We start from the raw sequence: 13,272 nt of genomic DNA on the forward strand, positions 1-13,272 counted from the left end.
ATTGCGGCACTGACGGCAGACATTTCACGCCGCTGTCACACTGCGGCCCCTTGCATCGTAAAGATCGAGGCACCCTTCGAACCAGTCGCGCACAGGGTCATTATCTGAAAACAGATCAGCACCGGTGGTGATCCTCGCCCATTGCAGCGCGCCGAAAACGATGTAATCCGAAAAAAGCGGCGACGTGCCGCCGATGAAGGGCTGAAAACTCAGCATCCGGCGGATGGGAGCGAGCAAGGCAGGAAAGGCGGCGATCTCGTCTTCGCGGTTGGCGACGACATCCTCGAGCGGGCGGCCAAGCGCCCTTGTCCGGCTTTCGCGGAAATAACGACGATCCGGCTCATCCAGCATATTGTGGATATCCAGCACGGCGATACGGACGATGGCCGGATGCAGCTGGGTTTGGGACCAGCTTTCGATAAAGCGCGCCATGGCCTTGCCGCCTTCCCCATCGAACAACGATGGCCGCTCCGGGTAGGCCTCGTCCAGATAAAGGGCAATCTCGAAACTGTCGCTCACCAGGCGGTCGCCGTCCCGCAGGATCGGCACCGTCTTCGAAAAACCATCCTCCACGGTCGGGATGACGGTGAAGGGCAACGGACGCTCTTCGAAATCCAGTCCCTTATGCGCCAACGAAAACACGGTTTTCCAGCAATGGGGGGAAAATGGCCTGGAGACATCGCTTCCGCAGAGCGAATAGAGGGTTCGGGAATTCGTCATGGGCTGCACCTTCTCTGCAATAACGACCAAGCGATATAAGATCGGCGGGAGCCGGAAATCAAATCAGCATTTGTCATGTTATCAATCAAAGGACGTTTGAAAGGTTCCGTTCGCCAAGGGCCGAAATAAAACCTGGAAGTGATGAATTTCGCTCGCTGGTTTAGCCAATTTTAAGCCGTCTCGCCTATGATTTGGCCATTCAGAAAACGGTTATTTCGTTCGATTGATAAGACCATCGATACTGGAGCTGACAGCGATGACATCTGCTGGCGATAAAAAACGCGAACAGGCGAGAAGTAGTCTTGTCCTTACCAAGGTCGCGCAGTTCATCGCCAGGATGAATATTGCACCATTGCCGCGCAATTACGAATTGATCTATGAAATATTGTCGGGCCATAACCCGGCCATGGGCCGAGACATCCTGGCGCTCGGTAATGCGCCGCAACAGCACGAGATCGATCTGGTTGGCCAGAGGCACAATTTGCCCGGCTTCTCCCGCATCGAAGCGGAACAGATGGCCAGCGAGGCCTTTGAAACGCTGAAACAGATTTCCGCACGGCTGGAAGCTGGCCAGAGGCGCACGGAAGCCTTCATCGGACGCCTTGGCGAAGACGAAACTGTTGGGTCCCCGGCCACCGACCGCGTCGCCCGATTGCTGGACGACATCCACGAGGAACAGACCAGCCTAAGGCATTTCATCTCCATGGGGCTGATGAAAATACATGACGTCGAGAGGCGGCGCGCCGAACTGCAGGCCGGTTCCCTGCGCGACGTGCTGACGGCGCTGCCCAACCGGGCGGCTTTCCTCGAAAAACTCGGAGAGCTTTTTGCCGGAGACAGGGCCGCCTCCGCGACATCGCTGATGCTCCTCAATATCGACCATTTCCGCGAGATCAACGCCAAATACGGCCCCGCCGCCGGAGACAAGGCCCTGCGGCGGCTTGCTGGGCTCTTTCGCAAGACGATCAAGAAGGATGATTTTGTCGCCCGCATCGGCGGCAACGAATTTGCTTTCCTGTTTGCAGGCGTTGCGCAAAACACGGCTGAGGCGATCGCTGAACGTCTGCGGCAAAGCGTCGAAGCCTTGCGCTTCGTGACGAGTGAGGGCGGCGGCGAGCATCTGACGGTTTCAATCGGCGTCGCCTCAGTGGACGGCACGGCAACGCCCGCGGAATTCTTCAGCCAGGCTGAATTGGCCCTGCTTTGCGCCCGGTGCGGCACCCGCAACTGCGTCGTCGGTTATTGCAGGGACCTCGCGCAGCACAATCGCGACAGCTATCTCGCGCAGTTGGGTTGCTAGGACATTTCGGCAAGCCTTCAGGATGGGCTTATATCCGGAAAACGAGCTGCCATCCCGCGCCTTGTCCCCGTTTGCCGCCTCTTCATTTCCGACCTCATAACTGCCGCGGTGTGGCGTGCCTGCTCTTGCCTTGGTCACACAGTTCGGCCAAAACGACGCCATGATTACGATTACCGATCTTTCGGCCCGCATCGCCGGGCGTCTGCTCCTTGACCACGCCAGCGTGACACTTCCCGCCGGTGTGAAGGCGGGCCTCGTCGGCCGCAACGGTGCCGGCAAATCCACCCTTTTCCGCATCATCACCGGCGATCTCGCGGCAGAGGGCGGTTCGGTGACCATTCCGAAACAGGCCCGCATCGGCCAGGTGGCGCAGGAAGCGCCGGGCACGGAGGAATCTCTCATCTCCATCGTGCTTTCCGCTGACAAGGAGCGCAGCGCGCTTTTGGCGGAGGCGGAGACCGCAACCGATCCGCATCGTATCGCAGAGATCCAGATGCGGCTCGTCGATATCGATGCCCATTCGGCGGAAGCGCGTGCATCGAGCATTCTTGCCGGTCTCGGTTTCGATCATGAGGCGCAGCTCCGCCCCGCCTCCTCCTTTTCAGGCGGCTGGCGCATGCGTGTGGCGCTCGCCTCGGTGCTGTTTGCCGAGCCCGATCTGCTGCTGCTCGATGAGCCGACCAACTATCTCGACCTTGAGGGCACGCTGTGGCTGGAAGAATATATCCGCCGCTATCCGCACACTGTCATTATCATCAGCCATGATCGCGATCTGCTGAACAACGCCGTCAATTCCATCGTGCATCTCGACCAGAAGAAGCTGGCCTTTTATCGCGGCGGCTACGATCAGTTCGAGCGGCAGAAGGCCGAGGCCGACGAATTGCAGATGAAAGCCAAGGCGAAAAACGACGCCGCGCGCAAACACCTGCAGAGCTTCATCGACCGTTTCCGCGCCAAGGCCACCAAGGCCCGTCAGGCGCAGAGCCGCATCAAGGCCCTGGAGCGCATGGGCACCGTCGCCGCCGTGATCGAAGATCATGTGCAGCCGATCACGTTTCCTGAGCCGGAGAAACAGCCGGCCTCGCCGATCGTTGCCATCAATGGCGGCGCGGTCGGCTATGAACCGGGCAAGTCCATTCTGAAACACCTCAACCTGCGCATCGACAATGACGACCGCATTGCGCTGCTCGGCTCCAACGGCAACGGCAAATCCACTTTTGCGAAGTTCATTTCCGGCCGTCTCGCCCCGCAGGCGGGTGATCTTCGCGTCGCGCCCGGCCTCAAGATCGGCTTCTTCGCGCAGCATCAGCTCGACGATCTGGTGCCGGATGAAACCCCGGTCGAACATGTGCGCAAGCTGATGCCGCTGGCACCGGAGGCGCAGGTGCGGTCACGCGTGGCGCAGATGGGGCTTGCGACTGAAAAGATGGCGACGGCTGCCAAAGACCTTTCCGGTGGCGAAAAGGCTCGCCTGCTGATGGGCCTTGCGGCCTTCCACGCACCCAACCTCTTGATCCTCGACGAACCGACCAACCATCTCGATATCGACAGCCGCCGGGCGCTGATCGAGGCGCTGAATGATTATAATGGCGCGGTGATCCTCATTTCCCACGACCGCCATCTTATTGAGGCGACCGTTGACCGGCTGTGGTTGGTGGCCGACGGGACGGTCAAGACGTTCGAAGGCGACATGGAGGAATATCGCGATCTCGTCGTTTCCTCCGGTAAAAAGAAGGACGACAAGAGCGACACCGTTGCCGATCAGGCTTCCAAGGCCGATCAGCGCAAGGCAAGCGCGGAAAAGCGTGCCCAACTCGCGCCGTTGAAGAAAAAGATCAACGAAATCGAATCCCTGACGGCAAAGCTTGAGAAACTGATTCAGACGCTCGACACCGAACTGGCCGACCCGGCGCTATATGAAAAAGCCCCTGCCAAAGCCGCTCAGAAAGTCAAGGAGCGTGGCGAAGCCGCTGCCAGGCTATCGGATGCGGAAGAGCAATGGCTGATGCTTTCCAGTGAATACGAGGAAGCAATGGCCGGCTGATGCGCGACGGCACAGGAGCGGCGGCCTCTTGCGAAGCCGCCGTATCGCATTGACGAAACTTACTTCGCGCCGATCGTGTTCAGACCTTCACGCGCACATTCGGCATCGATTGCACCCGACGGCGCGCCTCCAACGCCAATACCGCCGACGAGCGCGTCGCCGATCTTGATCGGCAGCCCGCCTGCCTGAATGACCATGCGCTCATCCATGTTGCGGAGGCCATCATTGGCGGGCTTGGAGGCGATGAATTCGGCAATCTCGCCAATATCACGGCCGAGCGATGCGGCAGCGAATGCCTTGCCGGTGGCGCTGGAGACCGTGTGCGGAGCCGAACCATCTGCTTTCAGGACCGTCTTTACGGCGCCGTCGCGGGCGACGATGGCAACGGTGACAGCGTTGCCCTTGGCCGAGCAGGCCTGAAGTGCTGCACTGGCCGCCTTTTCCGCCAATTCAAGTGGCAGGTAAGGTGCGGTCGGCAGCGTCTGCGCCAGGGCGACCGAAGGAGCGAGCAGAGTGGAAACAACGAGAAGGTTGCGGATCATGAAAAGGTCCTCTTGCTTGATGAGGACTGCAGTTTAAGCGGATGGCGTTGAGCCGCGAATCCGTAAGACTTTCCGGCTGCTCGGTAGTTCTACCGATCCGCACCCGCTTCCAGCCAAAGCCTTGTCATTTCCGCCTGCGAGGTTGTGCCGAGCTTCAGGCCAATGGCGGCGCGATGGCTGTCCACCGTGCGTGGCGACAGACCAAGTCCGTCTGCGATCTGGCGCGAAGTAAAACCGAGCGCGATGCGTTCAAGTATCTCCCGCTCCCGCGCGGTCAGCAGCGACAGGAGCGCCAAATTCTCCGCCTGCAGCGCTTTTGCGTCAAGCGTGCGGGCCAATATCCGGTGCGCTTTCTGGATCGCGTCGATGAGATCCTGTTCGTCGACCGGCTTGGAGAGAAAATCCACCGCCCCATTATGGAAGGCCCGGCGGCAGGCTTCGATGTTGCCGTGACCGGAAATGATGATGACCGGCCAGTCTATCCCCTCTTCCGTCAGTTTCTCCTGCAATTTCAATCCGGTTATGGCGGGCATGCGAATATCGAGGATCAGGCAGCCCGGCTCGAGGGCGGCAAGCTGGCTGAGAAACGCCACGGGATCAGCAAAGCCCTTCGCCTTTATGCCGACGGTGGAGAGAAGCAGGATGAGCGCCTTGCGCACGGCGTCATCGTCATCAACCAGATAGACGGGCAGCGTCATGGGTCCCGTGCCTCCGGTGCAAGCGGTAGGACAACCCGGAAATGGGCACCATTCTCACTCGCGACGTATCGGATTTCACCGCTGGCGCGTTCCACCAGCCTCTGGCTGAGGGCAAGCCCCAGCCCCATTCCGTTGTTTTTCGTGGTGGTGAAAGGTGTGAACAACCGGTCGAGCAGCTCGGGCGCTACGCCGGGGCCGTTATCGGCAACATCGAGAACGGCGAAATCACCGTTCCGGCTCAATCCTGCCGTGATCGCACGTCTGCCTTCAATGGCAGTGAGTGCGTCAAGCGCGTTGCGCAGCAAATTGAACATGACCTGTTCTATTTCGACGGGATCGACCCGCACCGGAAGCGGCACTTCCGGCATCGCGATATCAATGCTGGCGTCATGCCGGGCGGCTTCGCCGGCAAGCAGCGCATCGACATTGCGCAGGGCGGCGCGCAGGTCATGCGCCGCGACCGGCTGGCGGTGCGGCAGCGACCAGTTGCGGAACCGGTCGAGCATATTCGCGGCGCACCGCGCCTGATCGATCATATCGTCGAGAGCACCGGAAAGAGCCGTGACATCCTGACGGGCAAGCAGCCGTCTCCCCGCCTGCGCCTGCGCCAATATCGCCGTCAGGGGCTGGGTAAGCTCGTGGGCAAGGCCGCTCGCCATTTCTCCGAGAGCGTTAACCCGCGAGGCGTGGGTCAGTCTCGCTTCCATGCCGCTCAGTTCGGCGCGTCTCTCGGCGGCGCGCATGCGCGTCCTCTGTCTTGTCATGACAATACAGAGCACGAAAACGACGCTTGCGCCAGCCACGCCCGCCAGCAGGGCGCGGCCGGGCAAAAGGTCCCGCCAGGTGATTGCGAGCGCGACTTCCAGCGTCAGAGGCTGGCTGGCGCTGCTGAGCTGCCGGACATATTGCGGCGCTTCCGGCATCGTGGGTGGGCCGAGAAGGACTGTCCCGCCAGGCATTTTAAGACGGATCACCGCCTGTTTTTCCGACCAGAACGCAGCGTCGGACGCGAGAAGCCGCCCGGCATCGACGGCAAGCACCAGCACCTTCGAGGCCGACCCGCTATTGGGGCTGCGCTTGACGATCATGTAATGGCCGGGTCTGAGATCGCTCGCCACCAGAGCCGGCCGGCCGGTAAAGACCGATGCCGCCTCGCGGATCGTCGCTGCCAGCTCGCTCTCCAGCGGCCGTGTGCCGACAACAGGCCCCGCCTCGTTGAGGGAAACCAGCTGGACCTCGTCAATACGCGGGTAAAATTGCAGAATGGGTGCCGCGACATCGAGCAAGAGGCGATAATCCGCCCCCTGCTGCGCCTGCGCCACCGCCGAAAGCGCCGTCACATGGGCATCATGCTGATCGGCCCGGCGGGATGCCTCAGCCTGCAATGCATCGCTCTGCCGTGCCAATTCGCCGAGCAGGCTGACATATTGATAAGCCGCCAGTGCGGACACGACGGCTGCCATAAGCAGTGCCCAGACCAGAAACAACTTGAGAAACGGCCGCCCCGTCAGCGGCCATGGCGCGTGCGCCATGCGCCGGCTGCCGGAAAGGGAATGGGCGGTGGCATCAAGTGAGCGGCCGGCCGCAGCAGCGCCCCTGGCCGCTTCGTTCAGTCGGCGCTCGACCGGCGTTCCGGGCATGTCGTTCCATGCATCGTTTTTTTCAAGCATCGGCTCGCCCGCATGACCGACAGAGCGGATCATGACATTCGTTCAACAGGTGACTTTTCTCAGCACAGACAGTGAGAACATTCAATCCGGCCCCAGCCGAATTTACTGCTGATCCATCATTGGCGCGGGAAGACGTGAGCGGCGCCCTTGGCGCTAGGCACACGCCCTGCGGGACTGCAGCCGTGCGAGCGGCACGGCAGGGGAATAAAGATAACCCTGCCCGAAGCGAATACCCATCTGCATGAGAAGCCTGCTCTGCTCCTCGGTTTCTATACCTTCCGTCACCAGCTTAGCGCCATAACGCTCCGCGCTCTCGAAGGCGAGCGCAATGGCCTCCCGGAACCGCGATTGATCCAGCCTCGACGTCATCCAGTGATCGATCTTGACCTCTTCAAACGGGAACCGCGCCAGCAAAGTGAGCGCGGCATAACCGGTCCCGAAATCATCGAGCGCCAGTCGCACGCCGGCGGCGAACAGCGCATCGAAATTCTGCTGCACGACGTCGTTGGTCGGAATCCTGCTCATCTCCGTCACTTCGATCGCCAGGCGATGCGCCGGCACCGCCATTTCCTGCAGCAGCGCCACGACCCGGTCAGCAAAGTGCACGGTTGCAAAGGACGAAGCGGAAATATTCACCGCGAGATGAAAATCCGCATCGAAATCATGCAGATCGCGAAGGTCGTTCACCACGGCTTCGATCGTCGACCATTCGAATTCCGCCAGCAACCGATGACGTTCGGCGATCTCCAGCACATAATAGGGCGAAAGCGCCTGCCCCCGCGCATCGACCGCGCGCAGCAGCGCCTCAGCACCGATCATGCGGCGATTGCGCATTTCGAATTTCGGCTGATAGCAAATGGGCGGCCTGCCGGATTTGATCCAGTTGACGAGCATCTGCCGCACCGTCTCGTCCCGTGTCGCCTTCTCGGCAAACGAAAAGGGGAAAATCTGCACGGGATGATCGCTTCCCTTGAGCGCCAGGCTGAGATGTCTGAAGAACGAGGCCACGTTCTGCCGGGAAAGCCTGTCCAGACTTGCGGCGCCTATTTTGAGATGCGGTACCGGCCCCGCTTCCGCCGAGCGGCAAAAGGTGCTCAACCCCTCATGCAGATGCAACATGAGTTTCGCACCTTCGGATTTCTCCAGCGAAATCTCCCGCATGACAACTGCAAGTGTCGTATCGCCGAACATGAAGCTGCAAGGTGCATGGGCGCTGCACAGCAGGCCGTATTCCCCATCGCAGATTTCCCGCGCCAGCCTGGGCCAGAAAATATCGCTCCAGTCCTCCCCCTCGCAGGCGGCGACATCGGCAATATTGACGATCTCGATCAGAACGAGGGCGTGCGAAACGGCCGGCTCCTGCCGCATGATCGTTTCCATATGGTCCTTGAGGGCGCGCCTGTTGGGCAGTCCGGTCAATGAATCCGTCCGCGCCGCCAACTCGCGTTTCTTTGCCTCGTCGCGCGCGCGCGCCTCGCTGCGCAGCAGGATGAACAGGCAGACGATCATCGGCAGGCCAACGGCGACAGCTCCCAGCGTTCGGCGGCCTATTGCGCTCAAGAACAGCGTCTGGTCGATCAGACCAAACACGAACGAGATTGTGGTGGCAAGCAGCGCGGCCATGAATCTGACGGCGAAGACGGTGAGAATATCCAGAGTTCCCAGATCGGCGAGGCGTCGGTCGCGCATCCAGCCATACATGATGATGCCGCAGGCCGAAATGACGACCATGTCCTGCAGGGCCGCAAAAAACAGCACGGGGCCGCCGAACACGAAACGCCCGGCCGCGACGAGGGACAGGCTGATAAGCCCGCCCTGCCATGAGCCCAGCACCCCCGCGAGAAACAGCAGATCGGAGCGGATGTAAGGCTTGGAGGGCAGCTTGATGAATTCGGAAACAAGCAGCGTCAGCAGAAAACCTGTCATTCCGAAGACGAGGCCATAGTAGATTTTATAGCGGGGATCCTCGAGGGCGATGTTCCGCCGCAGAAGGATCAGCACGGACACCATGCCAACCACCGCGGCCGCCTGAAGCAGCAGGAATGGAAGTTCGGCAGCGGACGCTGCCGCTTGTGCGGCGATCAATTCCATCATCTGCATTCCCCGATTATTATATGTTCTTGCCCCGGAATTCCGGTGGCCGGTCTTCAACAATCCCGCTTGCGCGGGGCAAATTTTATGGCGCCGCCAAGCCATCAGCCCTATCCGGACATCATGGCCTCGAGCCCGTACAGCTCCGCCGGCATTCCCATATGCCCGGAGGCCAGCACCAGCCGGTCGCGGCCCTGGCGCTTTGCCTCGTAAAGCGCCATATCGGCCCGGTTCACCATCTCGTATATGATTTCCCTGCCGTCGCCGGAAACGGCGATGCCGAGGCTGACGGTGACGATTTCCTGTCTGTCTGGACGGTTGAGATGGGGGATGGCCTCGTCGATTACGGCCAGTCTCAGTCTTTCGCCAACGGCAAGCGCAGCGGAAGCGGTACAATCGGCAAGCAGAACGACAAATTCTTCCCCACCGTAACGGGCTATGAAACTTCTGTCGCCATCGTCCCTGCGCAGGGCGCCACGCAGCCTGCCGGCAATCCTGCGCAGGCAGTCATCGCCGGCGACGTGGCCTTCTGCGTCATTGTAGTTCTTGAAATAATCGACATCGAGAAGGATGAGCGCCCGCGGCCGGCCGCTACCGACCGACGCCTCGTTCGCCGCCTCCTCGAAGCTGCGGCGATTGCGAATTCCGGTGAGCTGGTCGGTATTGGAAAGCTGCTGAAGCTCGTGATTTGCACTTTGAATCCGCTGCAGCAGGGTCTTCTCCCGCAGAGAGGCCAGATAGTCCTTTCTTTCCACCTGCTCGATGCGGTAGGCCGCAAACAGCGAGACGGCGCTGATGCCAGCGGAACACATGATGGCCGGTAGCTTGGCCACCTCGCTCGTGACCGTGACATATTCCATGCCGACAATGAAAACCGCCATGCAGCCAACCGTGCCCATGACCGCAAGCGGAAACGGTTTGCGATGTATCGTGTTCATATAAAGGACGACGGTGACGATACCCACGTAATATTCGCTCGCCGACGAGGTTTGCGCATTGGCATAGATGAACATGATCGAGGCGACGACCAACATGCAACCCAGTCCGTGCAGGACCTCATGCGCCACGCCGTCCGGCCGCATCCTGATCGCATAATATCGGGCGGGGAAATAAAGAAAGAGAAGCGGTGTGATGATCATCAGGCGGACTGTCAGATCCAGCCAGATGATTTCCGGCACCAGACTGATGTCCACGAATACGTAGAGATTGTAGAGGATGATGCCGAAGATCAATCCGTATGTATTGAATTGCCGGCTGCTTTCGTTGACTTTCTGAACGAAGCCAGACAGACGGTCAGCCTTGAATAAAACCACCACGACCCGCTCTTTAAAATATACTCAAGTTAAAAATACATAAAACTCTAACAAAACGAGAATATACCTAAAAAATTGGATTAAGACAGCCCGGCCATCGAAAACATCACTGAAAATCACAAAGAAATATTTTCATGATCAAGCATTACACGATCGATAATGTGTATCGAAAGTTTCGGTGAAGTCATCGTCTGGAAAAGACGCGTCGCGCCGAAACGATCACCTTGCTCCTGCGGGCGTTTCTGCTAAAAACCTGTAAAAATCACACTTTATCTTAGGCAGCACTCACACACGGGTTCCACTTCATGTCAGCCACCAAGCTTGCCATCGTCGGCGTCGGAAAAATCGTTCGCGACCAGCATCTTCCCGCCATTGCAGGCAATCCGGATTTTGAATTGATCTGCACCGCAAGCCGCCATGGCACGGTGGATGGCGTCGCATCCTACGGCACCATCGAGGCGATGCTCGAGGCCGTACCCGATATCAACGCCGTCTCTCTGTGCATGCCGCCGCAATATCGTTATGAGGCAGCCTATGCGGCACTGAATGCCGGCAAGCACGTCTTCCTCGAAAAGCCGCCGGGCGCGACGCTTTCGGAGGTACAGGATCTCGTCCGCCTCGCGGATTCTAAAGGCCTGTCACTGTTTGCAAGCTGGCATTCGCGTTATGCACCTGGCGTGGAGGCTGCCAAGGCGTTTCTAGCCTCCACGACGATCAACAGCGTTCATGTCATCTGGAAAGAAGATGTGCGCCACTGGCATCCGAACCAGGAATGGATTTGGCAGGCGGGTGGTCTCGGCGTGTTCGATCCCGGCATCAATGCGCTTTCCATCATCACCCATATCCTGCCGCGCGCGCTGTTCCTGACCAGGGCGACGCTTGAATTCCCGGAAAACCGCGACGCGCCGATCGCGGCCGATCTGCATTTCTCCGACGTGACGAAAATGCCCGTCCATGCCGAATTCGACTGGCGTCAGACCGGCAAGCAGAGCTGGGACATCGTGGCCGAGACCGCCGCGGGGCGGATGGTGCTTTCGGAAGGCGGGGCGAAGCTTTCGATCAATGGTGAGGAAAAACTATCCCAGCCGGAACGGGAATATCCGGCCCTTTACGAGCGCTTCGCCGAGATCATCAAGTCAGGCCGCTCGGACGTCGATCTTGCGCCGCTGACCCATGTGGCCGATGCTTTTCTGCTCGGCCGCCACAAATTCGTGGATTCTTTCTACGACTGAGCAGCGAAACGCTTCTCAAGGCAATCTTTCAGAGGGCGCGGCTGACAAACCGGTCGCGCCCCGATTTTTTGGCCTGATACAGGGCTTCATCGACGCTCCGCAGCAGCGTCGCGCGATCCGCGCCCGCCTGCGGCGCGATGGCGCCGCCGATGCTGAGGCGCGCAAGCACGCTCTCACCCTCCACATGAAACGGTTGCCGAAACGCGTGGAGCAGTTTTTCCGCAAGGCCACTGATGAGCGTGGATGAATCCGGACGCGGCACGAATATTGCGAATTCGTCGCCCCCCATGCGCACCACCACGTCATCTTCTCTTACAGCATCGCGGATTCGGGTGGATGCCTCGACCAGCACCCTGTCTCCTGCCGCATGGCCAAGCGTGTCATTGATGGTCTTGAAGCCGTCGAGATCGAGATAGAGAACACCGAAAGTGTCTTTCTCGCAAAGCGCGGCGCCAAGTTCCAGATCAACGATCGCGTCCAGAGCCTTGCGATTATAAAAGCCCGTCAGCGGATCGGTCATGGCCGCATCGCGCAGTTCCCGGGCGGCAAGGCTCATGGTGAAGTTCGCTTTCTGCAATCTCAAAAGCGCGCCCGCGAGTGTCGCAAAATACTGGAGATTATCGACCTCCGCAGCGGTGTACTCCCGAACGTGCGGGTCAAGCAGACAAAAAGTCCCGACCACCAGACCGGGTTCGAGTTCGATCGGAGCGCCGGCGTAGGACCGCAGGTCGGGCGCGCCCTTTACATAAGGCAAAGAGCCGAATTCAGGATGAGCGCTCAGATCCGTAACAGTCAGAATATTCTGCGTGACGACCACACGGTCGCAGATCGCGATGTCACGGGGGCATTCCTGGAATTGCAGCCCTGCCTGCTCGGCAATGTGGAGCCAGTCCTCATCCAGAATATGCACGGCCGCGCGTGCCACCCCGAATACGCCCTGCGCCAGTTGCGAGATCGCCTTCAATTCAGCGGTTTCCGCATTCTTGAAAGCCACAACGGACCGCACTGCTACCAGTCGTTCCAGCTCCAGATCCGGTCGTGGCATCATCTGTCCCATCGCATATCCCCTCTGTCTGCTGATAACGCGTCTGAAAGCGTACATGTTGCATGCGTTCATAAAACAACCGCCACGGGCGACACCACATGCGATTTCTTACCGGCCATTTTCCCGTTGCAAAGGTAGTCAGACGGGGGGACGGGTCATGCCTTTTTCTGCCAGCGCCCTTCCGGCGATTGCTGCCAGTAGGTCAGCGAATGCCCCTCCGTTTTCAGCCTTTTCCAGTGGTTTCGCGCCATTTCGGTTTGGTAGGCATCGTATCCGTCGAACATGAAGACGATGCGTTCATAAGCCTCCACTGCCGGGGGCTCGGCGCCATCGACGAGAAAACGAACACTCGCGGCGTTGGCGTTCCCGTCCGATGCCGTCAGGAGAATCGGCTGGTTTTGCGGTACTGGCGAAGTGTCGGTGGCGTGCGGAAGGAAGCTGTCGTCGCGGAACGTCCAGAGATGCGTGTCGAGGAAGTCCCGGCGCTCCTCGCCCACTGTCTGGACCGCGACCTTCCAGCCGCGTTCCAGCGATTTCTCGAGCAAGGGCGGCAGCGCGTCCTCCAGCTTCGATTCCGTCAGGTGATAGAACAGAATTTCAGTCATGCGCTGGCGTGC

The 13,272-nt window shown here is 59.6% G+C and carries 11 protein-coding genes; 3 read left to right on the top strand and 8 right to left on the bottom strand.

The window, feature by feature from the left end; translation table 11 throughout:
- Nucleotides 1–24 precede the first annotated feature (24 nt).
- Entirely contained in the window at nt 25–720 is a 696-nt protein-coding gene (locus tag BLU28_RS17985; protein WP_077987777.1) for a glutathione S-transferase family protein, read from the bottom strand.
- Between the two features lie 256 nt (nt 721–976).
- On the opposite strand from BLU28_RS17985, the gene BLU28_RS17990 reads away from it, so the two are divergent.
- Nucleotides 977–2,020: a GGDEF domain-containing protein gene (locus BLU28_RS17990; protein ID WP_004441098.1), complete on the top strand. Its 1,044-nt coding sequence runs from the start codon at nt 977–979 to the stop codon at nt 2,018–2,020.
- A gap of 160 nt (nt 2,021–2,180) precedes the next feature.
- Entirely contained in the window at nt 2,181–4,064 is a 1,884-nt protein-coding gene (locus tag BLU28_RS17995; RefSeq protein WP_044458763.1) for an ABC-F family ATP-binding cassette domain-containing protein, read from the top strand.
- 59 nt (nt 4,065–4,123) lie between these two features.
- Here the strand turns inward: BLU28_RS17995 and BLU28_RS18000 are convergent, their stop codons facing one another.
- The 5 genes from BLU28_RS18000 to BLU28_RS18020 form a co-directional block, all read right to left on the bottom strand.
- A complete protein-coding gene (locus tag BLU28_RS18000; RefSeq protein ID WP_077987776.1) occupies nt 4,124–4,606 on the bottom strand; it encodes a GlcG/HbpS family heme-binding protein in 483 nt (160 codons plus the stop codon).
- 89 nt (nt 4,607–4,695) lie between these two features.
- Nucleotides 4,696–5,304 (bottom strand): response regulator transcription factor, encoded by a 609-nt coding sequence (locus BLU28_RS18005; RefSeq protein ID WP_004441091.1) that lies wholly within the window; start codon nt 5,302–5,304, stop codon nt 4,696–4,698.
- Nucleotides 5,301–7,007 (bottom strand): sensor histidine kinase, encoded by a 1,707-nt coding sequence (locus BLU28_RS18010; RefSeq protein ID WP_034495810.1) that lies wholly within the window; start codon nt 7,005–7,007, stop codon nt 5,301–5,303. The genes BLU28_RS18005 and BLU28_RS18010 overlap by 4 nt, the downstream gene beginning before the upstream one ends.
- Nucleotides 7,008–7,127: 120 nt before the next feature.
- Nucleotides 7,128–9,068, bottom strand: coding sequence for an EAL domain-containing protein (locus BLU28_RS18015; protein WP_077987862.1), 1,941 nt, complete (start codon nt 9,066–9,068; stop codon nt 7,128–7,130).
- 107 nt (nt 9,069–9,175) lie between these two features.
- Complete coding sequence (locus tag BLU28_RS18020; protein WP_234794419.1) at nt 9,176–10,381, bottom strand: GGDEF domain-containing protein; 1,206 nt, start codon at nt 10,379–10,381, stop codon at nt 9,176–9,178.
- A gap of 302 nt (nt 10,382–10,683) precedes the next feature.
- Between BLU28_RS18020 and BLU28_RS18025 the strand changes: the two genes are divergently transcribed.
- Nucleotides 10,684–11,610, top strand: a complete 927-nt coding sequence (locus BLU28_RS18025) for a Gfo/Idh/MocA family protein (protein ID WP_004441083.1) — start codon at nt 10,684–10,686, stop codon at nt 11,608–11,610.
- A gap of 28 nt (nt 11,611–11,638) precedes the next feature.
- Here the strand turns inward: BLU28_RS18025 and BLU28_RS18030 are convergent, their stop codons facing one another.
- Nucleotides 11,639–12,667 carry a GGDEF domain-containing protein gene (locus BLU28_RS18030; RefSeq protein ID WP_022555941.1) on the bottom strand — a complete coding sequence of 343 codons (1,029 nt, stop codon included), beginning with the start codon at nt 12,665–12,667 and terminating at the stop codon, nt 11,639–11,641.
- A 143-nt stretch (nt 12,668–12,810) separates the two neighbouring features.
- Nucleotides 12,811–13,260 carry a DNA polymerase III subunit chi gene (locus BLU28_RS18035; RefSeq protein ID WP_004441079.1) on the bottom strand — a complete coding sequence of 150 codons (450 nt, stop codon included), beginning with the start codon at nt 13,258–13,260 and terminating at the stop codon, nt 12,811–12,813.
- Nucleotides 13,261–13,272 lie beyond the last annotated feature (12 nt).

The sequence above is a fragment of the Agrobacterium pusense genome, assembly GCF_900102105.1.
Lineage (GTDB): Bacteria > Pseudomonadota > Alphaproteobacteria > Rhizobiales > Rhizobiaceae > Agrobacterium > Agrobacterium pusense.